Annotated in this window: 24 protein-coding genes; 17 read left to right on the top strand and 7 right to left on the bottom strand. The window is 72.2% G+C overall.

Going from position 1 to position 19,928, the window contains the following annotated elements:
- Positions 1–113 precede the first annotated feature (113 nt).
- The 8 genes from ald to ABZ930_RS24040 all read left to right on the top strand — a co-directional run bounded on the left by ald (position 114) and on the right by ABZ930_RS24040 (position 7,988).
- On the top strand, positions 114–1,229 hold the full coding sequence (gene ald / locus ABZ930_RS24075) for an alanine dehydrogenase (RefSeq protein WP_361551159.1): 1,116 nt from the start codon (positions 114–116) through the stop codon (positions 1,227–1,229).
- A 378-nt stretch (positions 1,230–1,607) separates the two neighbouring features.
- Positions 1,608–2,801 (top strand): ParA family protein, encoded by a 1,194-nt coding sequence (locus tag ABZ930_RS24070; protein WP_361551156.1) that lies wholly within the window; start codon positions 1,608–1,610, stop codon positions 2,799–2,801.
- Entirely contained in the window at positions 2,786–3,370 is a 585-nt protein-coding gene (locus tag ABZ930_RS24065) for a hypothetical protein (RefSeq protein ID WP_361551153.1), read from the top strand. The genes ABZ930_RS24070 and ABZ930_RS24065 overlap by 16 nt, the downstream gene beginning before the upstream one ends.
- Before the next feature lie 119 nt (positions 3,371–3,489).
- Positions 3,490–4,356: a segregation/condensation protein A gene (locus ABZ930_RS24060; RefSeq protein WP_361551321.1), complete on the top strand. Its 867-nt coding sequence runs from the start codon at positions 3,490–3,492 to the stop codon at positions 4,354–4,356.
- A complete protein-coding gene (gene scpB / locus ABZ930_RS24055) occupies positions 4,353–4,994 on the top strand; it encodes an SMC-Scp complex subunit ScpB (RefSeq protein WP_361551150.1) in 642 nt (213 codons plus the stop codon). The genes ABZ930_RS24060 and scpB overlap by 4 nt, the downstream gene beginning before the upstream one ends.
- 10 nt (positions 4,995–5,004) lie before the next feature.
- Positions 5,005–6,138, top strand: coding sequence for a pseudouridine synthase (locus ABZ930_RS24050; protein ID WP_361551147.1), 1,134 nt, complete (start codon positions 5,005–5,007; stop codon positions 6,136–6,138).
- A gap of 90 nt (positions 6,139–6,228) precedes the next feature.
- On the top strand, positions 6,229–6,990 hold the full coding sequence (locus tag ABZ930_RS24045; protein ID WP_361551144.1) for an NUDIX domain-containing protein: 762 nt from the start codon (positions 6,229–6,231) through the stop codon (positions 6,988–6,990).
- The gene (locus ABZ930_RS24040) at positions 6,987–7,988 is read left to right on the top strand and encodes an ADP-ribosylglycohydrolase family protein (RefSeq protein WP_361551141.1); all 1,002 of its coding nucleotides are present in this window, start codon (positions 6,987–6,989) and stop codon (positions 7,986–7,988) included. The genes ABZ930_RS24045 and ABZ930_RS24040 overlap by 4 nt, the downstream gene beginning before the upstream one ends.
- A 19-nt stretch (positions 7,989–8,007) precedes the next feature.
- Here the strand turns inward: ABZ930_RS24040 and ABZ930_RS24035 are convergent, their stop codons facing one another.
- The 4 genes from ABZ930_RS24035 to ABZ930_RS24020 are packed head-to-tail and all read right to left on the bottom strand — an operon-like array spanning position 8,008 to position 10,406.
- Positions 8,008–8,691 carry a nucleotidyltransferase domain-containing protein gene (locus ABZ930_RS24035; protein ID WP_361551138.1) on the bottom strand — a complete coding sequence of 228 codons (684 nt, stop codon included), beginning with the start codon at positions 8,689–8,691 and terminating at the stop codon, positions 8,008–8,010.
- Between the two features lie 21 nt (positions 8,692–8,712).
- Entirely contained in the window at positions 8,713–9,168 is a 456-nt protein-coding gene (locus tag ABZ930_RS24030; RefSeq protein ID WP_361551135.1) for a Rieske (2Fe-2S) protein, read from the bottom strand.
- Positions 9,165–9,749, bottom strand: coding sequence for a DUF6529 family protein (locus ABZ930_RS24025; RefSeq protein ID WP_361551132.1), 585 nt, complete (start codon positions 9,747–9,749; stop codon positions 9,165–9,167). Before ABZ930_RS24025 ends, ABZ930_RS24030 begins: the two co-directional genes overlap by 4 nt.
- A 3-nt stretch (positions 9,750–9,752) precedes the next feature.
- Positions 9,753–10,406 (bottom strand): hypothetical protein, encoded by a 654-nt coding sequence (locus ABZ930_RS24020; RefSeq protein WP_361551129.1) that lies wholly within the window; start codon positions 10,404–10,406, stop codon positions 9,753–9,755.
- Between the two features lie 166 nt (positions 10,407–10,572).
- Between ABZ930_RS24020 and ABZ930_RS24015 the strand changes: the two genes are divergently transcribed.
- From ABZ930_RS24015 to der, 6 genes are all read left to right on the top strand, one after another.
- Positions 10,573–11,010: a YidB family protein gene (locus ABZ930_RS24015; RefSeq protein WP_361551126.1), complete on the top strand. Its 438-nt coding sequence runs from the start codon at positions 10,573–10,575 to the stop codon at positions 11,008–11,010.
- Between the two features lie 118 nt (positions 11,011–11,128).
- Entirely contained in the window at positions 11,129–11,500 is a 372-nt protein-coding gene (gene aroH, locus ABZ930_RS24010; RefSeq protein WP_111666099.1) for a chorismate mutase, read from the top strand.
- A complete protein-coding gene (locus ABZ930_RS24005; protein WP_361551123.1) occupies positions 11,497–12,582 on the top strand; it encodes a prephenate dehydrogenase in 1,086 nt (361 codons plus the stop codon). Before aroH ends, ABZ930_RS24005 begins: the two co-directional genes overlap by 4 nt.
- A gap of 90 nt (positions 12,583–12,672) precedes the next feature.
- The gene (gene cmk / locus ABZ930_RS24000; protein ID WP_361551120.1) at positions 12,673–13,353 is read left to right on the top strand and encodes a (d)CMP kinase; all 681 of its coding nucleotides are present in this window, start codon (positions 12,673–12,675) and stop codon (positions 13,351–13,353) included.
- Entirely contained in the window at positions 13,350–13,997 is a 648-nt protein-coding gene (locus ABZ930_RS23995) for a lysophospholipid acyltransferase family protein (protein WP_361551117.1), read from the top strand. The genes cmk and ABZ930_RS23995 overlap by 4 nt, the downstream gene beginning before the upstream one ends.
- Positions 13,998–14,077: 80 nt before the next feature.
- The gene (gene der, locus ABZ930_RS23990; protein ID WP_361551114.1) at positions 14,078–15,553 is read left to right on the top strand and encodes a ribosome biogenesis GTPase Der; all 1,476 of its coding nucleotides are present in this window, start codon (positions 14,078–14,080) and stop codon (positions 15,551–15,553) included.
- A 19-nt stretch (positions 15,554–15,572) separates the two neighbouring features.
- Here the strand turns inward: der and ABZ930_RS23985 are convergent, their stop codons facing one another.
- Together ABZ930_RS23985 and ABZ930_RS23980 are read right to left on the bottom strand one after the other, a co-directional pair.
- Positions 15,573–15,965 carry a hypothetical protein gene (locus ABZ930_RS23985; RefSeq protein ID WP_361551111.1) on the bottom strand — a complete coding sequence of 131 codons (393 nt, stop codon included), beginning with the start codon at positions 15,963–15,965 and terminating at the stop codon, positions 15,573–15,575.
- Positions 15,966–16,111: 146 nt separating this feature from the next.
- Positions 16,112–16,897 (bottom strand): hypothetical protein, encoded by a 786-nt coding sequence (locus tag ABZ930_RS23980; protein ID WP_361551108.1) that lies wholly within the window; start codon positions 16,895–16,897, stop codon positions 16,112–16,114.
- A gap of 400 nt (positions 16,898–17,297) precedes the next feature.
- On the opposite strand from ABZ930_RS23980, the gene ABZ930_RS23975 reads away from it, so the two are divergent.
- Positions 17,298–17,918: a transglycosylase family protein gene (locus ABZ930_RS23975; protein WP_361551105.1), complete on the top strand. Its 621-nt coding sequence runs from the start codon at positions 17,298–17,300 to the stop codon at positions 17,916–17,918.
- 115 nt (positions 17,919–18,033) lie between these two features.
- A complete protein-coding gene (locus ABZ930_RS23970) occupies positions 18,034–18,681 on the top strand; it encodes a transglycosylase family protein (protein WP_361551102.1) in 648 nt (215 codons plus the stop codon).
- 47 nt (positions 18,682–18,728) lie between these two features.
- Here ABZ930_RS23970 and ABZ930_RS23965 read toward each other — a convergent pair whose 3' ends face one another.
- Positions 18,729–19,169 carry a hypothetical protein gene (locus ABZ930_RS23965; protein ID WP_361551099.1) on the bottom strand — a complete coding sequence of 147 codons (441 nt, stop codon included), beginning with the start codon at positions 19,167–19,169 and terminating at the stop codon, positions 18,729–18,731.
- A 195-nt stretch (positions 19,170–19,364) separates the two neighbouring features.
- On the opposite strand from ABZ930_RS23965, the gene ABZ930_RS23960 reads away from it, so the two are divergent.
- Entirely contained in the window at positions 19,365–19,898 is a 534-nt protein-coding gene (locus tag ABZ930_RS23960; protein ID WP_361551096.1) for a hypothetical protein, read from the top strand.
- Positions 19,899–19,928: the final 30 nt, after the last annotated feature.

Genomic DNA, 19,928 nt, shown 5'->3' with positions numbered 1-19,928 from the left:
CATTAGACTGGCTCCGCCGCGTCCTTCCGCGGTGTCTCCCGGTGCGCCCCTCGGGGCACTGGTATGTAGTGCATTGCCCGAAACATCCCCTGAGCCAAGGACCGTGATCGACGATGAAGGTCGGCATCCCCCGCGAGGTCAAGAACAACGAGTTCCGGGTGGCCATCACCCCCGCCGGTGTGCACGAGCTGGTGCGCCACGGGCACCAGGTCCTCGTCGAGCAGAACGCCGGTGTGGGTTCCTCGATCACGGACGCCGAGTACGTCTCCGCCGGCGCGCAGATCCTCGGCACCGCCGACGAGGTCTGGGCCACCGCCGACCTGCTCCTGAAGGTCAAGGAGCCGATCGCGGAGGAGTACCACCGCCTCCGCAAGGACCAGACGCTCTTCACGTACCTGCACCTCGCGGCCTCCAGGGAGTGCACCGACGCGCTCCTGGAGTCGGGCACCACCGCCATCGCGTACGAGACGGTCGAGACCGCCAACCGCGCGCTGCCGCTGCTCGCCCCGATGTCCGAGGTCGCGGGCCGCCTGGCCCCGCAGGTCGGCGCCTACCACCTGATGGCCGCCAACGGCGGCCGCGGCGTGCTGCCGGGCGGTGTCCCGGGCGTGGCCGCCGGCAAGGCCGTCGTCATCGGCGGTGGCGTCTCCGGCTGGAACGCCGCGCAGATCGCCATCGGCATGGGCTTCCACGTGACCCTGCTCGACAAGGACATCAACAAGCTCAAGGAAGCCGACAAGATCTTCGGTACGAAGATCCAGACCGTCGTCTCCAACGCCTTCGAGCTGGAGAAGGCCTGCCTCGACGCCGACCTCGTCATCGGTGCCGTTCTGATCCCCGGCGCCAAGGCGCCGAAGCTGGTCACCAACGAGCTCGTGTCGCGCATGAAGCCCGGAAGTGTCCTTGTCGACATCGCGATCGACCAGGGCGGCTGCTTCGAGGACTCGCACCCGACCACGCACGCCGAGCCGACCTTCCCGGTCCACAACTCGGTCTTCTACTGCGTCGCCAACATGCCGGGCGCCGTGCCCAACACGTCGACGTACGCGCTGACCAACGCGACGCTGCCGTACATCGTCGAGCTCGCCAACCGCGGCTGGGCCGAGGCCCTGCGCCGGGACGCGGCCCTGGCCCTGGGCCTGAACACGCATGACGGCAAGGTCGTTTACAAGGAGGTCGCCGAGGCCCACGGCCTGGACCACGTCGAGCTGGAGACCCTCCTGGGCTGACGCCCCGACCGTCTCCCCGCCGACCGCCCGCACCGGGCGCGCGTCAACGGGAGTCGTCAATCTCACGCCTACGGCCGGACCTTGCGAGGGGTCCGGCCGTACTTTTGGGGGCACGGCGGGCGCGTCGGCACGGTCAACTCGCGGCGAACGTAACCCTTTAACCGATTCGCGCCCCTGCGAAACCCGCCGAAGAACCGTCATACGCCCTTGACATGAGGGTGTTCTTCGCTCGCTGAAGTGCCGACACATCGTGCCGGGTCCGGCGGATTGTGTTGCTGCGGAGTGGTGACACGCCATAGAGTCGCAAACCGTCGGCATGGTGCCACGCTGACCTATCGATAAATGTTCCTGGTCACATCCAAGGAGGTAAGACGACTTGTGAATGAGTCGACATTTACTCCCGGAGGTGGCCAGCCAGGCGGACAAGGACCCGCGGGGCTTCAGGCTGTCGGCTCCGTCGCTGTACGTACCTTCGCGGCCCGCCAGAGTGGCTATCGGGGCATCTCATCCCAGAGCCCCCAGCAGTTGCCGACGCAGACAGCACACCAGAGCATGGATGGCCATCACGTGAACGCCATGGCCGGCGACCGAAGTGGCGACACACACAGCCACTTCGCCGACTACGACGAACTGTCCCCCGAGGGACACTTCTACGACCCAGACGCCGAGTACGAGCCCGATCCGGAGTACGCGGCCACGCTCGCGCCCGACGCTGCCCGGCAGCGCCGTGAGCGCATCGGCCCGACCGGGCGGCCGCTCCCGTACTTCCCGATTCCAGGACCGCTGACCGACCACGGTCCGGCGAAGATCATCGCGATGTGCAACCAGAAGGGCGGCGTCGGCAAGACCACGTCGACCATCAACCTGGGTGCGGCACTCGCCGAGTACGGCCGCCGGGTCCTGCTCGTCGACTTCGACCCGCAGGGTGCCCTGTCGGTCGGGCTCGGCGTGAACCCGATGGAGCTCGACCTCACGGTCTACAACCTGCTCATGGAGCGGGGGATGTCCGCCGACGAGGTGCTGCTGAAGACGGCCGTTCCGAACATGGACCTGCTGCCCAGCAACATCGACCTGTCCGCCGCCGAAGTGCAGTTGGTCAGCGAGGTCGCGCGCGAGTCCACGCTGCAGCGGGCGTTGAAGCCGCTGATGGACGACTACGACTACATCGTGATCGACTGTCAGCCCTCGCTCGGCCTGCTGACCGTGAACGCGCTGACGGCCGCCCACAAGGTGATCGTCCCGCTGGAGTGCGAGTTCTTCGCACTGCGCGGTGTCGCGCTGCTGACCGAGACCATCGAGAAGGTCCAGGAGCGGCTCAACCCCGAGCTCGAACTCGACGGCATCCTCGCCACGATGTACGACTCGCGGACCGTGCACAGCCGTGAGGTGCTCGCACGCGTCGTCGAGGCCTTCGACGACCACGTGTACCACACGGTCATCGGCCGGACCGTCCGCTTCCCGGAGACCACGGTCGCCGGTGAGCCGATCACCACGTACGCGTCCAACTCCGTCGGTGCCGCCGCCTATCGCCAGCTCGCCAGGGAGGTGCTCGCCCGGTGTCACGCCGAGTGAGTCTGCCGGGGGCCGACGAACTGTTCCGTACGACCGGGGGCATGGCACTGCAGGCGTCGTCGCCGAGACGTGGGGCGAACGGTGAGGCACGCGTGCCCGCGCCGGCCGGGGAGAGCGACGAGGCGGCCGCCGCGTCGTCGGCCCCGGAGGAGGGCGAGGGCGAGTCCACGCCGTCCGCCGAACACGCCGCCGCGGACGCGGAGTCCGACTCCGGGTCGCGCGGCCGGTCCGCCGCCGCGGAGCCCGCCGAGAAGGCCGCACGGCGCTCGTCCGCCGGTGCGCAGGAAGGTTCTGGCGGGTCGGGCCGGGGGACGGGCCAGGCCCGTCGTCGCGCCCGCGCCGCGAACCGGCGGCCCAGCGGCCGTGAGCGGCACGACGAGAAGATCACCGTGTACGTCTCCGCCGAGGAGCTGATGGACCTGGAGCACGCGCGCCTGGTGCTCCGCGGCGAGCACGGGCTCGCCGTGGACCGGGGGCGGATCGTGCGCGAGGCCGTCGCCGTGGTCCTGGCCGACCTGGAGTCGCGCGGCGACGCCAGCATTCTCGTACGCAGGCTGCGCGGGCGGTAGCCTCCGGCTTTGTGGCCGTGAACGATTCCTCCTCCCTTTCGCCCGACCGGGGTGCGCGTCGGCGCGCCTTGGGGCGGGGGGCGCTGGCCGCGCCGCCGGAGGCGGAGCCCGAGGCCGCCGTGCCCGCTGAAGAGGCCCCCGCCCAAGAGGTCCCTGCCGAAGAGGTTCAGGACGACGGCCGCTTCAAGGTGCGGCTCGCCAACTTCGAGGGGCCCTTCGACCTGCTCCTGCAGCTGATCTCGAAGCACAAGCTGGACGTCACCGAGGTCGCCCTGTCGAAGGTCACCGACGAGTTCATGGCGTACATCCGCGCCATGGGGCCCGACTGGGACCTGGACCAGACGACGGAGTTCCTCGTCGTCGCCGCCACGCTGCTGGATCTGAAGGCCGCCCGGCTGCTCCCGGCCGCCGAGGTCGAGGACGAGGGCGACCTCGCGCTCCTGGAGGCCCGGGACCTGCTGTTCGCCCGGCTGCTCCAGTACCGCGCGTACAAGGAGATCGCCGACATCTTCACCCGGCGCATGGACGACGAGGCGCGCCGTTACCCGCGCACCGTGGGCCTGGAGCCGCACTACGCCGAGCTGCTGCCCGACGTCGTCATCAGCATCGGCGCCGAGGGCTTCGCCAAGCTGGCCGTGAAGGCGATGCAGCCGAAGCCGAAGCCGCAGGTGTACGTCGAGCACATCCACGCCCCGCTGGTGAGCGTGCAGGAGCAGGCGGGCGTGGTCATGGCGCGGCTGCGGGAGCGGGGCGAGGCCAGTTTCCGCGAGCTGGTCGCCGACACCGACGACACCCTCACCGTCGTCGCGCGGTTCCTCGCGCTCCTGGAGCTGTACCGGGAGAAGGCCGTCGCGCTGGACCAGGAGACCGCGCTGGGCGAGCTGCTCGTGCGGTGGACCGGCGGCGAGGGCGACGAGCGGCCGGTGGTGACCGACGAGTTCGACCGGGCCCCCGAGCCCGTCGACGACAAGGAGAGTGCGCGATGAGCGTGGACGGCGCGACCGGTGTGGAGGGGCTCGACCTGAAGCCCGCGCTGGAGGCCGTCCTCATGGTCGTCGACGAGCCGGCCACCGAGGACCACCTCGCCAAGATCCTGCAGCGGCCCCGGCGGGCCGTCGCCGACGCGCTGCGGGCCCTCGCCGACGAGTACACCGTGCAGGGACGCGGCTTCGAGCTGCGGCTCGTGGCCGGCGGCTGGCGGTTCTACACCCGGCCCGAGTACGCGGCCGCCGTGGAGGGCTTCGTCCTGGACGGGCAGATCGCCCGGCTGACGCAGGCCGCGCTTGAGACCCTGGCCGTGGTCGCGTACCGCCAGCCGGTCAGCCGGTCCCGGGTCTCCGCCGTGCGCGGAGTGAACTGTGACGGGGTCATGCGCACCCTGTTGCAGCGGGGTCTGGTGGAGGAGGCGGGCGCGGAACCCGAAACAGGTGCGATCCTGTACAGGACGACGAACTACTTTCTGGAGCGGATGGGCCTGCGCGGCCTGGACGAGCTGCCGGAACTCGCGCCCTTCCTCCCCGAGGCGGACGCGATCGAGGCGGACACGCTGGAGGGGGTCCCGTCGTTCGACCCGGACGCACCCGATGCGCCGGGCCCGCAGTACACCGACGACACAGCCGACTAACGGAAATTTGATGCGAAGCAGCAGCGGCAGGAACAGCAGCGGAAACAACGGCGGGAGCCGTGGTGGCAACAGCGGCGGCCGCGGCGGGAGTGGCGGCGGCCGGGGCAACCCCCGCGGCGCCGGCAACGACCGTGACGACAAGCAGGGCGGCAGCGGCCGCCCGAAGAAGCCGCGCCCCGAGGAGCGGCGTTACGACGTGGGCCCCGGCGGCACGCAGGACGGCCCGAAGACGGGCCGCGGCGCGTCGGCGCGCGGCGGTGCCAAGGGCGGCCCCAAGCGCGGACAGCAGTCCTCGCAGGGCCGTGGGCGCTGGGTCCCGGCGACCTCGCGCGAGTACGAGGCGCGCGCCGAGGAGCGCAACCGCGAGCGGTACGCGGGCAAGACGAAGATGAACCTCCCGAAGACCTTCCCGGGCGCCGAGCAGGAGGGCGAGCGGCTGCAGAAGGTGCTGGCCCGGGCCGGTTACGGCTCGCGGCGCGCCTGCGAGGAGCTGGTCGATGAGGCCCGTGTCGAGGTCAACGGCGAGATCGTCCTGGAGCAGGGCCTGCGCGTCGACACGGAGAAGGACGTCATCAAGGTCGACGGCCTGACCGTCGCCACGCAGTCGTACCAGTTCTTCGTCCTGAACAAGCCCGCCGGCGTCGTCTCCACGATGGAGGACAACGAGGGCCGGCAGAACCTCGGCGACTACACGAACAACCGCGAGACGCGGCTGTTCCACGTCGGGCGGCTCGACACCGAGACCGAGGGCGTCATCCTGCTCACCAACCACGGTGAGCTGGCCCACCGCCTCACGCACCCGAAGTACGGCGTGAAGAAGGTCTACCTCGCGCACATCGTGGGCCCGATCCCGCGCGACCTGGGCAAGCAGCTCAAGGACGGCATCCAGCTGGAGGACGGGTACGCCAAGGCGGACCACTTCCGCGTCGTCGAGCAGACCGGCAAGAACTACCTGGTCGAGGTCACCCTGCACGAGGGCCGCAAGCACATCGTGCGGCGGATGCTCGCCGAGGCCGGTTTCCCGGTCGACAAGCTGGTGCGGGTCGCTTTCGGCCCGATCACGCTGGGCGACCAGAAGTCGGGCTGGCTGCGCCGCCTGTCCAACACCGAGGTCGGCATGCTGATGAAGGAAGTCGACCTCTAGGCCGACTCCGGACACAGATCCCCCAAGGGGTTGTCGTGAGTGACCCCCTCCTTTAAAGTCTCTTAGACCAATAAGGGAGGGGGTCGCCGTATGTCCGTGCAGGGCTACGACAAGTACGCCTACGAACCGTTCGCCGTCACCGTCGACCTGGCCGTCTTCACGCTCAGGTCCGGGCGGCTGCACATTCTGCTCGTCGAGCGCGGCCAGGAGCCGTACGCGGGGCGCTGGGCGCTGCCCGGCGGCTTCCTGGAGCCCGACGAGGCCGCCGAGGAGGCGGCACGGCGCGAGCTGGCCGAGGAGACCGGTCTCGACGATGTCGCCGGGCTCCACCTGGAGCAGCTGCGCACCTACAGCGAGCCGGGCCGCGACCCCCGGATGCGCGTCGTCTCGGTAGCCTTCGCCGCCCTGGTGCCGGACGCGCCGCAGGCGCAGGGCGGCGGAGACGCGGCGCGGGCCGCCTGGCTGCCGTACGAGGAGGGGGCGGGCGGCGCGTACGGTCCGCTCGCCTTCGACCACGACCGGATCCTCGCCGACGCCCACGAGCGGATCGGCGGCAAGCTGGAGTACACCTGCCTCGCCACCGCGTTCTGCCCGCCCGAGTTCACGCTCGGCGAGCTGCGGCAGGTCTACGAGGTGGTGTGGGGGACCGAGCTCGACCCCGCGAACTTCCGCCGCAAGGTGCTCGCCACCCCCGGCTTCGTCGCCCAGATCCCCGGCGCGTCCCGGCTCACCGGAGGCCGCGGCAAGCCCGCCGCGCTGTACCGGGCCGGCGGCGCCGGATCCCTCCACCCGCCGCTGCTGCGGCCCGCGCCCGAACCCGTGCCCGACGCGAAGAAGGGTCCTTCCTCATGACCGAGCGTGCCGCCGCCGGATCGCTTCTCGGGCTGGCGCTCGGGGACGCGTTCGGCGCCCCGGTCGAGTTCAACGACGTACCGGCGATCCTGGCGATGTGCGGGCCGTGGCGGGAGATGAAGCTCCCCGACGACGGGCCCGTCGCCTGGATCACCGACGACACGCAGATGGCGCTCGCCGTGGCGCGGGCCGGGGTTCCCGCCTCGCCCGGGGAGTACGCCGACGCCCTGCGCCGCGAGTTCATCGCCTGGAACCGCTCGCCCGACAACAACCGCGCCCCCGGCAACACCTGCCTGCGCGCCTGCGACCTCCTGGAGGACCCGCGCCGCGACTGGCGCGACGCCAGCCAGATCCACTCCAAGGGCTGCGGCGCCAACATGCGGGTCTCGCCGCTCGGGCTCCTGCCGGGCCTCGACGACGAACAGCGCGCCGGGGCGGCCCAGTTGCAGGCCGCGCTCACCCACGGGCATCCGACCGGGCTCGCCGCGAGCGACCTGACCGCGCGGGCCGTGCACCTCCTCGCGCAGGGCGCCGACCCCACCGGGCTCGTCGGTCGGCTGCGGTCCTACGCGCTGGAGAACCGCACCCGGTACCACGAGCGCTGGCTCGGCGACCTGTGGCGGCGCTCCCAGGATTCGGGCCCCGAGGAGTTCATCGCGCGCGGCTGGGACGAGTGCCTGGGTGTCCTGGAGCGGCTGGAGGCCGCCCTGCGCGACGCCAATCCGGAGGTCGACCCCTGCCTCGCCACCGGCGCGGGATGGATCGCCGAGGAGGCCCTCGCCACCGGGCTGCTGTGCTTCCTGCTGTTCGTCGACGAACCCGCGCTCGCGCTGCGCCGGGCCGCCTGCACCTCGGGCGACTCCGACTCCATCGCGGCGCTGGCCGGCGCGTTCGCCGGAGCCCGGCTGGGCGCGGACGCCTGGCCTGCGGCCTGGGTCGACCGGATCGAGCACCGGGACGAGCTGATCGGGTTCGGGGCGCAGTGGGACGCGGGGTGAGGTGACGGGGCGGCGGGGCTCAGGCGACGGCCGAGGCGCGGCGGGTGCGGAACAGGAAGTCCTCGACGATAGCCCGGTCCGGATCGGGCGGGAGCGGGGAGCGGTCCGCCGCCGCGTCCGCCTCCTCGGTCAGCCGGGCCATCCTGCGGTCCACCTCGGCCCACGGGACCTCGCCCCGCTTCACCGCGAGCAGCGCGTCGCGGTCCTCGCCGACGTCGATCCGCAGCTCGCCGGTGCGCAGCAGGTCGCGGCTCGACGTCAGCAGCCGCAGCAGGTGCATCGCGTGCTTCCAGCGCGGGGCGCCGTGGACGCGGACGTCGGCCTCCAGCTTCTTGTGCTGGCCGGCCGCGTACCGGGCGAACGTCTCGTGCGCCCGGCGCGAGAGGAACGCCCCGCGCAGGGCGAGCAACTCCTCGCCCGTCGGCGTCAGCCGCTCGACCAGAGGGGAGTGCAGGCACTCCAGGATGTTGGGGTTGGCGCGCAGCGCCAGTTCGCAGAAGCGCTCCAGCTCCCAGGAGAACTGCTCGTCGGCCGGCCCGTCGACGTGCGTCGGCGGCTTGTCGAAGTGCCAGAACAGCGGCGTCGGCGCGAGGAACACGCCCCGGCGGTCCGTGTCGCTGCCCTCGGTGGCCAGGCCGAACGCGCGCGAGCCCATCACGCAGGCGTAGACCGTGTGGTCGCGGACGAGGTCGTGCGGGTTCATGCCGTGAGCGTAGGCCGCCGGTCAGCCGAGCGTGATCGAATTTCCGCTGACCCCGATGCGGCGGGGCGGCAGCGGGCGCGGCGCGGGTCCGGCCGCGACCGAGGCGTCCGCGATCCGGTACTTCGAGCCGTGACAGGGGCAGTCGATGGTGCCGCCCGCGACGCGGTTCACCGTGCAGCCCTCGTGCGTGCAGATCGCCGAGAACGCCTTGAAGTCCCCCTGGGCGGGCTGGGTGACCACGACCTTCTCGGCGGCGAAGACCCGGCCGCCGCCGACCGGGATGTCCGAGGTCTTCGCCAGCACGACCGGGGACGACGACCGCGGGGACGCTTCCGCGGGCGGTGAGGTCCGCGCCGTCCGGGTCCCGCCGCTTCCGCCCCCGCTCTCGTCGCCGTACTTGCTGCACCCGGCCGCGAGCGCCGCCGCGCCCGCCACGAGCACGCTCCTGCGCGAGGCCGCGCGCCGACTGGTTGTCATGTCGTCACCCCCACCGTGCGGAAGAACCACAGCGCCGACGTCAGCCACAGCAGCGTCAGCACCGCGAAGACCAGGCCGCCGACGACCGGCAGCAGCCAGCCCGGCAGCCGCTCGGCCCGGAGCAGCAGCATCTTGGCGCTGAACGCCCCGAAGAAGAAGCAGCCGAGCAGCGAGTGCCACAGGACCCGGGCCGAGTACGTCTGAAAACCGAGCGCGTACAGGCAGTGCACCGCCACCGGGACCGCCACGAGGAACGCGATCCGGCCCGACCAGCGGTGCAGGGCCGGCGCCCAGGGCGGGCCCGGCAGCTTCCCGTACACCATGAAGGCGGAGCCGACCTGGACCAGCGCGAAGGCGAACGCCACCGTCGCGAGCCAGGACTTCACCGCGCTCGTGCTGGTGAACCCGGCCAGGTTGAACGCCGTGCCCGCCGGGTCGTGCACCTTGCCGTACGCGCCGAGGGCCACCGCCACCGCGGCCGCCACGACCGCGGGCACCAGATAGCGGGCCGGGCCCGGGGCGCGGTGGCCGGGCACCGGGCTCGGGAAGCTCTGCGTCGGGGCGTTCGGGTCGACGGGCATGGCTCACCCCTCCGGGAGCGGTCGGGGGACGACGGGACGCGCGGTCAGCCGCTCGCCGTCGACGATGACGGCGCCGGTCTCCGGGTCGATCCGGGGCGCGGCCCGCGGTACGCCGTCGCGCTCGAGGACGCCGACCTGCCGGCCGTCGGGCAGCACGATCCAGCCGCCGTCGATCCGCGCGCCGCGCACCTCGGTGGTGGCCCGGTACAGGCCGGACGGCTTGACGGCCTTCCTCGCCGTGAAGGCGGCGGGCCGGTCGCCGGTCTCGACGGTGCCCCGGATCCGGTCGCCCTTGAGCGTGCCCGTCAGCTCGGCGCCGTGCGCGCCGCTGAGCCTCAGGGAGCCGTCGTCCCCGACGGGCCCCTTCAGCCACGACTCCTTCGTGCGGCCGTCGCAGTAGTACGCGATCGCCCTGTCGCCCCGGACGGAGACCGAGACGGCGGCCGTGCCGTCGTCCGTGCGGCCCGCGTAGGCGGACTTCCCGCCCGCCGTCCGCGAAGGGCTCGGCCGCACGGACGGGCTCTCGGTGGCCGGGGACGCGGCGGGCGTGTTTCCGGGCGGCGCCCCGGCCTCGCCCGTCGTGGCGTTCAGCGACAGCATGACCAGGCCGAGCGCCAGCCCGGCGAACAGCGTGAAGAGGGGTCCTGAGCGCTTCATCTGCGAGCCTCCCCCGAGGCGCGGCGTGCGGCCGACTCTTCATGACAGCGGACCCGCGGCGCCGCGTCCAGGGGACGACCGGCCCTCCTCCGGCCGAGTGGCGCCCTGGTGCGCTTCGGGTGACATTGAGGTGGTTCGCGTTTCCCCGAGCCCGAAAGGCACCCCCATGGCGGGCAACGATCTCGGAAGTCTGCTCGGCGGTCTCCTCGGCGGAGGCGGCCAGGGCGGCTCGTCCGGCACCGGCAACATCCTCGGCCAGGTCCTGAGCTCCGTGCTGAGCAGCAAGACGGGCGGGGGCGGCGCCGGAGGGTCCAATCCGCTCGGCGGCCTGATGGACATGATCACGAAGTCCGGCCTGGTCAGCCAGGACCAGCTCGACTCGTGGGTCGGCACGGGCAGCAACCAGCCGCTCGACGCCGACCAGGTCAAGCAGGCCATCCCCGACGAGACCCTCGACCAGGCCGCCGCCGACGCGGGCATCAGCCGCGACCAGGTCGCCGACCAGGTGGCGCAGCAGCTGCCGCAGCTCGTCGACCGGATCACCCCCGACGGGCAGGTGCCGGCCGTCTCCCTGGAGGAGCTGGCGAAGCAGCAGAACCTCTGACCCACCCGTATCGCGGCGCGCGGCCCCCGTCTCGGCAGACGGGCGCCGCGCACCCGTGCGTGCGGGCCCAATTACGCTGGAGCGGACAGACATACGTACACAGGCAAGGAGCATCGTCGTGGCGGTACGAGCGGTCCGGGGCGCCGTCCAGCTGGAGCGGGACGCGGCCGACCACATGGACGAGCAGGTCGGTGAGCTGCTCACCGCCGTCCTGGAGCGCAACGGTCTGACCGCGGACGACCTGATCTCCATCTGGTTCACGGCCACGCCCGATCTGCACTCCGACTTCCCGGCGGCGGCCGCCCGCAAGCTGGGCGTCGACGGCCTGGCCGACGTGCCGCTGATCTGCGCCCAGGAGCTGGAGATAGCCGGCGCCATGCCGCGCGTCGTCCGGCTCCTCGCGCACATCGAGACCGACCTGCCCAAGTCCGAGATCGCGCACGTGTACCTCGGTGCCGCGGCCGCCCTCCGCAAGGACATCGCCCAGTGAGAACCGCACTCGTCATCGGCACCGGCCTGATCGGCACCTCCGCCGCCCTCGCCCTCGCCTCGCGCGGGGTCACCGTGCACCTCGCCGACCACGACCAGGCGCAGGCCCGCACCGCCGCCGCGCTCGGCGCCGGCACCGACGAGCCCCCCGAGGGCCCCGTCGACCTGTGCGTCGTCGCGGTGCCGCCGGCGCACGTCGCCGCCCAGCTCGCCGACGCGATGCGCGCCGGGGCGGCCCGCGCGTACCTGGACGTCGCCAGCGTGAAGGGCGGCCCGCGCCGCGAGCTGGAGGCGCTCGGCCTCGATCTGACGCCGTACATCGGTACGCACCCGATGAGCGGCCGCGAGCGCAGCGGACCGCTCGCCGCGACCGCCGACCTCTTCGAGGGCCGCCCCTGGGTTCTCACGCCGACCCGGGACACCGACACCGAGGTCCTGAACCTCGCCCTCGAACTGGTCGCCCTGTGCCGCGCGGTCCCCGTCGTCATGGACGCCGACGCCCACGACCGGGCCGTCGCCCTCGTCTCCCACATGCCGCACCTGGTCTCCACCATGGTCGCGGCCCGGCTGGAGAACGCCGAGGAGAGCGCCGTCCGGCTCTGCGGACAGGGCATCCGCGACGTGACCCGGATCGCCGGCTCCGACCCGCAGATGTGGATCGACATCCTCTCCGCGAACCCCGGACCGGTCGCCGACCTGCTCTCGGCGGTCGCCGGGGACCTGGAGGAGACCGTGCAGGCGCTGCGCTCCCTCCAGTCCGCCGACGACGCCAAGCGCCACGAGGGCGCCGAGGGCGTCGAGACCATGCTCCGCCGCGGCAACGCCGGACAGGCCAGGGTGCCCGGCAAGCACGGCGCCGCCCCGGCCGCGTACGAGATCGTCGCCGTACTCATCTCCGACCAGCCCGGCGAGCTGGCCCGCATCTTCGCCGACGCCGGCGCCGCCGGGGTCAACGTCGAGGACGTCCGCATCGAGCACGCGACCGGGCAGCAGGCCGGTTTCGTGCAGCTCATGGTGCAGCCCGCCGCCGCCCCGAAACTCGCCGCGTCCCTGCGCGAGCGGGGCTGGGCCATGCGCCAGTAAAAGGCGCCTGCCAGAGCCAGTAACCTTGTGCGGGGCGTGTCCGCGCCCCGTACGCATGCCCCCGTGCACTGAGAAAGGTGTCCGTCACCCATGGAAACCCCGGCAGCTGTCATCGTCGCGATCGACGGACCCTCCGGCACGGGCAAGTCCAGCACCTCGAAGGCCGTCGCCGCGCAGCTCGGTCTGAGCTACCTGGACACCGGCGCCCAGTACCGGGCGATCACCTGGTGGATGGTGAACAACGGCATCGACCTGACCGACCCGACCGCGATCGCCGCGGTCGCCGGCAAGGCCGACATCGTCTCCGGCACCGACCCGTCCGCGCCCACCATCACGGTGGACGGCACGGACGTCGCCGGGCCGATCCGCACCACCGAGGTCACCTCGAAGGTCAGCGCCGTCAGCGCGGTGCCCGAGGTGCGCGCCCGCATCACCGACCTCCAGCGCTCCATCGCCAAGGGCGCCGAGGTCGGCATCGTCGTCGAGGGCCGGGACATCGGTACGACCGTGCTGCCCGACGCCGACCTCAAGATCTTCCTCACCGCCTCGCCCGAGGCCCGCGCCGCCCGCCGCTCCGGTGAGCTGAAGGGCGCCGACGTCAAGGCGACCCAGGAGGCCCTGGTCGCCCGTGACAAGGCCGACTCGAGCCGCAAGACGTCGCCGCTGGCCAAGGCCGGGGACGCCGTCGAGGTGGACACCACCGAGCTCACGCTGCAGCAGGTCATCGAGTGCGTCGTGACGCTGGTCGAGGAGAAGCGGGCGGCGAAGTGACGGACGCGCCTTCGGTCCGCGGGGCCGAGGTCGGGCGGCGGATCGGCGTCGGCCTGATGTACGGGCTGTGGAAGCCGCGCGTACTCGGGTCGTGGCGGGTGCCCGCCGCCGGCCCGGTGATCCTCGCCGTGAACCACTCCCACAACGTGGACGGCCCCATGGTCATGGGTGTCGCCCCGCGCCCGACGCACTTCCTGATCAAGCAGGAGGCGTTCATCGGGCCGCTCGGCACCTTCCTCGAAGGCATCGGGCAGCTGAAGGTCGACCGCACCAGCGCCGACCGGACCGCCATCACGCGCGCCCTCGACGTGCTGAAGGACGGGGGAGTGCTCGGCATCTTCCCCGAGGGCACCCGCGGCGACGGCGACTTCGCGTCGCTGCGCGCCGGACTCTCGTACTTCGCCGTGCGCAGCGGGGCACCGATCGTCCCGGTCGCCGTCCTGGGAAGCACGGAGAAGCGCGGACGGTTGATAAAGGGGCTGCCTCCCCTCAGGAGCAGGGTCGACGTCGTCTTCGGCGACCCCTTCGAAGCGGGCGACGGCAGCGGACGGCGTACGCGCAAGGCGCTCGACGAGGCGACCGTGCGCATCCAGGAGCGGCTCACCGGCCACCTGGCGGACGCCAGGCGCCTGACCGGGCGCTGAGCGAGACTTTCAGTAGTGCACCGGCCTCCGACCGAGACGGCGCACCGATCACCACGAATGAACGACGAGGTACGGACTTCATGAACGACCAGATCCAGCCCGAGGGCTCCCCGGAGCATGAGCACGGGGCGCTCGGCGACGCCGAGTACGCGGAGTTCATGGAGCTCGCCGCCGAAGAGGGCTTCGACATCGAGGACGTCGAGGGCGCCATCGAGGAGGCGGGCCACGGCCCGCTGCCCGTGCTCGCCGTCGTCGGCCGCCCGAACGTCGGCAAGTCGACCCTGGTGAACCGCATCATCGGCCGCCGCGAGGCCGTCGTCGAGGACAAGCCGGGCGTCACCCGCGACCGCGTCACCTACGAGGCCGAGTGGGCGGGCCGCCGCTTCAAGCTCGTCGACACCGGCGGCTGGGAGCAGGACGTGCTCGGCATCGACGCGTCGGTGGCCGCGCAGGCCGAGTACGCGATCGAGACCGCCGACGCCGTCGTCTTCGTCGTCGACTCCACGGTCGGCGTCACCGACACCGACGAGGCCGTCGTCCGGCTGCTGCGCAAGGCCAAGAAGCCGGTGGTGCTCTGCGCCAACAAGGTCGACGGCCCGTCCGGCGAGGCCGACGCCACCGCCCTGTGGGCGCTCGGCATCGGCGAGCCGCACCCGGTCTCCTCGCTGCACGGCCGCGGCACCGGCGACATGCTGGACGCCGTCATCGAGGCGCTGCCCGACGCGCCGCAGCAGACGTTCGGCGCCACCGGCGTCGGCGGCCCGCGCCGCATCGCGCTGATCGGCCGCCCGAACGTCGGCAAGTCCTCGCTGCTCAACAAGGTGGCGAACGAGGACCGCGTCGTCGTCAACGAGCTGGCGGGCACCACCCGCGACCCGGTCGACGAGCTGATCGAGCTGGGCGGCGTCGTCTGGAAGTTCGTCGACACGGCGGGCATCCGCAAGCGCGTCCACCTCCAGCAGGGCGCCGACTACTACGCCTCGCTGCGCACCGCCGCCGCCGTCGAGAAGGCGGAGGTCGCGGTCATCCTGATCGACTCCTCCGAGTCCATCTCCATCCAGGACCAGCGGATCGTGACGATGGCCGTCGAGGCGGGCCGCGCGATCGTCGTCGCGTACAACAAGTGGGACACCCTCGACGAGGAGCGCCGCTACTACCTGGAGCGCGAGATCGAGACCGAGCTCGGTCAGATCGCGTGGGCGCCCCGGGTGAACGTGTCGGCACAGACGGGCCGGCACATGGAGAAGCTGGTCCCGGCGATCGAGACGGCGCTGGCCGGCTGGGAGACCCGCGTCCCCACCGGCCGGCTGAACGCCTTCCTCGGCGAGCTGGTCGCCGCGCACCCGCACCCGGTCCGCGGCGGCAAGCAGCCCCGCATCCTGTTCGGAACGCAGGCCGGTACGAAGCCGCCGCGGTTCGTGCTGTTCGCCTCCGGGTTCATCGAGGCCGGTTACCGCCGCTTCGTGGAGCGTCGGCTGCGCGAGGAGTTCGGCTTCGAGGGAACGCCGATCCACATCTCCGTCCGGGTGCGGGAGAAGCGCGGCCGGAAGAAGTAGCGGCTTCGCCGGGGCGCTCTCAGTGCTCGCGGCGCGGAGCGGGCGGCAGTGCGGCCGGGAGGTGACCTCCGTGGCCGTGCTGCCGCCCGTTCGTCTGTGGCTGCCAGGGCTGGTGCTGGTGGGCCGACGGGTAGTGCGGGGTGTGGTGGCGTGCGCCGTAGGGGCCGGTCCCGAAGCCGGTGAATCCGAGCTCCTCCTCGCCGCTGCGGTCGCCGGGCAGCGCCCGGAAGGACCTCAGGTATTCCGCGTAGAGGGCGTCGTAGATGGGCGTGGCCGAATGGCCGCCCGAAGAGCCGCCCGAGTAGCCGGTCGCGTAGCCGCCTGTGTGACCGGTCGCGTGGCCGCCCTGGTGGTCCTCCGCGGGGCGCATCGACGGGATCTGGCTGGGGTACGGCTGACGCCGCCCGGACATGGTGGGGTCGTATGGGTGCACGTAGGTGCCAACGACCCGGATCCGCTACGGATGCGCCCTTGGCCTCGGCTTTTGCGGGGCGTCAGGAGGGTGACCGGCGCATTCGTGAGGGTCCGGGCCGTCGGCTCTACGGGGTGCGGACAGGCTCAGGTGCCCGCCAGCGGGAGCGCGGCGGCGACCAGCCGGCCGTTCGCCGCCGCCTTGTCGAGGGCGTCGCGCAGCAGGTCCTCGCGCGGCTGGCGGCCGATGGAGCCGGCCGGGGCGGCGAAGATGAGCACCTTCTGCGTCTTGTTGGCCGCGGCCCGCCAGCCCTCGGTGACGAGGAGCGGCTGGTGCGCCTGCCACCAGGCGACCTGCGAGGGCGCGCCGCCGGTGCCGGGCTGGAGGACGGCGTGCAGCTGGCCCATGGCGAGCAGCACCGACCAGCCCTCGAGGCCGCGCGGCGCCTCCTCCAGGCTGGTCACCGGCATGTAGCCCTGCTCGATCAGGAGCGGCAGGAAGTCGTCGCCGGAGTCGGCGCCGGGCCGGGCGATGGGGCCGGTGGGCTCCACGACGAGCGCGGGGTGCAGCTCGCCCGCGATCAGGACGAGGCCGCTGGTCACACCGAGCACGGCCTGGGACGGCGCGGCGCCGGGAACCTGATCGGGGGTGCCGGGAGCGTCGGCGACGGAGCGGACGGCGCCCTGCAACTGGTCCTCGGCGACCCGGACGACCTGCGAGGGCAGGCAGGCGGCGTGGGCGAAGGCGAGCACGGCGGTCTCGTCACCGACGAACAGGACGGTGCTGGTGCGCTCCTGTTCCGAGTCCCCCGCGGTGCGGCAGGACGTGCAGTCGTAGCTGCCCGGGACGTTGCCCCCGGCGAGCAGCCGGTCGGCTTCTTCGTCGCCGATCTCGGCGCGTACGTCGTCACTGACGTCGAGCAAGCGCGGCACGGGTGGCTCCTCAGGGTCGGGCGCCCCGCAGGCGAGTGCCGTGCGGGGACAGAGAGTGCTGATAAAGGGACAACGGGTGATCTGTGGCAGGAGTCACGCCCGGAACCGAACGGAATTCACCCATCCGAAGCGCACGGTGAGAGTCATGGCGGAATGCGTCACTCCATGCCAACTTCTTTTATTTCCAAGCAAGTTGAGTGGGTGAAGTGGGTCACAGATCCACGAGTGGCCAGGTCGACAAATCCTGAAATCAGCTAATGAAGTGGGTGGCCTGAATGCGTCGCTACTTCGGGTAACGAGCGACTGGCCTGGAGTGACGGAAGGCCGGTTGATGCCGCGCTCCTCCGCTGCCTAGATTCCTCCGCCGTCTGCAACGAGCAGTCCACGAGAGGGATTACTCATGTCCGTGCCGATTCGTACGGCTCGAACTACAGCGGTTCTCGCCGGGGCGGCCCTGTTCGCCCCGCTCGGTCTCCTGACGGCGGCCGGCTCGGCCCACGCGGCCGACTCCGGCGTCTGGGACCGCATCGCCCGCTGTGAGAGCGGCGGCAACTGGCACATCAACACCGGCAACGGCTACTACGGCGGGCTCCAGTTCTCCGCCGGCACCTGGCGCGCGTACGGCGGAGGGGCCTACGCGTCGACCGCCGACCGGGCGTCGAAGTACCAGCAGATCGCCGTCGCCGCCAAGGTGCAGCGCGCGCAGGGCTGGGGCGCCTGGCCCACCTGCTCGGCCCGCGCGGGCGCCTACGGCAGCGCGCCGTCGGGCGGCTCGGCCCCCGTCGTGACGGAGTCCGCCCCGAAGGCCGCGACCCCCCAGCGGTCCCCGGGCCACGCCGACCGCGGGACGTCCCGCGGGACCTCCCGCGGCGGCGGGTACGTCGTGCGCGACGGCGACACCCTCGGCCGGATCGCGGCGGCCCACGGCACCAGCTGGCAGCGTCTGTACACCGTCAACCGGTCGGTCGTCGGTGGCGATCCGGACCTGATCCTGCCGGGCCAGCACCTGCTGATCCGGTAGGCGCAGAGGGTGGTGCGCCGTGGTCCCGCCCGCTCGGTCCGCCGACCGGGTGGGGCCACGGTCCGCGCGGCGCGGCACAGCGGCCCGCCCCTGGCCCGCTGCTTAGCGTGACGCGATGCGTCTGCTGCCCCCGCTGCTCCCGGCGTCCTGCGCCCTGCTCGCCTCGCTGCTCGCCGTGGCCGTCGCGCCGGCGCCCGCCCTGGGCGCGGCCCACCGGCCGCACACCGTCGTCAAGCCGGCCGACTGCACCAAGGGCACCTGGCCGTGGGACTGCCTCGCCCAGTGCGAGAGCGGTGGCCACTGGGACGCGAACACCGGCAATTCCTACTACGGCGGGCTCCAGTTCTGGCAGCCGACCTGGGAGGAGCACGGCGGCCTCGCGTACGCCCCGCGCGCCGACCTCGCCACCCGCGCCGAACAGATCGCGGTCGCCGAGGAGGTGCTGCGCACGCAGGGCTGGCAGGCCTGGCCCGCGTGCGCGAAGAAGTACCGGCTCCACGGGCGCGTGCACAGGGTGAAGAGCGGGGAGACGCTGACGTCGATCGCCCGGCGCCTCAAGGTCAAGGGCGGCTGGCAGGCGCTCTACGAGGCGAACCGGGACATGATCGGGCCGCACCCCGACCGGCTGAACGTGGGGACGATGCTGGTCATCCCCGAGGGCCGGCCGACGGGTCCGAAGAAGACCGCCGCGAAGAAGCGGCCGGCCGCGAAGAAGAAGACGGCTCGGCCGGTGGCGAAGACGACCCGGACGCCTCGCCGCTGAACACCACGGTCCCGCGCCGAAGCCCGTAGGCCGGGGACTGCCGCACCTCACCTCCCGTCCGGCGGATCGCACACCGGGCACGGGCCGAGACCGCCCGCGGCGATGGCCTGGCCGTCCGCCGGCACCGCCTGCGGCTTGCCCTCGACGAGCGGACAGTCGGCGCGGTGCCAGAGCGTTCCGCCGGGGACCGTCAGCAGCTTCCCGGCGGTGGCGGGCGGCTCGACCGCGACGAGCAGCTCGTACAGCTCCGCCACCCGGGCGGCCATCAGGGTGTTCCTGCCGTACGTGAGCAGGACCGCGCCCGCGATGATCAGGGCCGAGCCCGGCACCGTGCACGAGGCCAGATAGGGCAGCTGGCGCGCGGCGTGGCGTTCGCCCGACATCCCGTACCAGCCGATGACGCACAGCACCGCGCCGACGGCGAGCGTGGCGAGGCCCGTCCACAGCACGGGGTGCAGGTCGGATGCGCGGGGCCGGACTGTCCGCATGGGTGGCTCCCCACCGTCGTCGTGTCGGGTGTCCGCCGAAGCCGTTCCGGGCGGCCGTTTTCGGTCGTATCCGGTCGTGTCCGGCTCTGTATGGCTTTGTCGACCGATTGCCTTGCACTATGCCTTCTGGAGGCCAACCCTGAAAGTTCCGGGCGAGGTTGGGGCCCGGACCGACATCCGGTGGTGATCCAGTTGATGCTCGGAAACAGGATCGTGGCGGTCCGGCACGGCCGGGGCGCCGCCCTCGTCGCGGTGCTCGCCCTCGGGCCCGCGCTGGCGGCGTGCGGCGGTTCGGGCGGCGGCTCGCCCACCCCGACGACGCACCGGCCCACGCCGACCGTGACGACGACCGCGACCGGGACCGCGCCGGCCGATCCCGCCGCCGCGGAGAAGCAGATCAAGGCGAACTGGCAGAAGTTCTTCGATCCGGACGTGCCGGTCGACCAGAAGGCCGAGCTCCTGGAGAACGGGTCGGCGATGCAGAAGGTGCTGGAGGGCTTCGGCGGGGACGGGCGCGGTGGTCAGGTGCGGGCGGAGGTGACGAAGGTCGACTTCACCTCGCCCACCTCCGCCGACGTGACGTACTCGCTCTCCTACAAGGGAGCCACGTTGCTCCCCGGCGCCAAGGGCACCTCCGTGGAGCAGGGCGGCGTCTGGAAGGTGTCCGTCAGGACGCTGTGCGCGCTGGTGCGGATGAGCGGCAACGAGTCGCCGGGCGCGGGCTGCTGATGTGCTTGCCGCGGGCATGACCCGACGTGG

Origin of the sequence: Streptomyces sp. NPDC046716 (assembly GCF_040645755.1) — a bacterium.
GTDB lineage: Bacteria > Actinomycetota > Actinomycetes > Streptomycetales > Streptomycetaceae > Streptomyces.
Note: the sequence above shows the minus strand (reverse complement) of the source record. Positions and strands in the feature narration are given on the sequence as shown.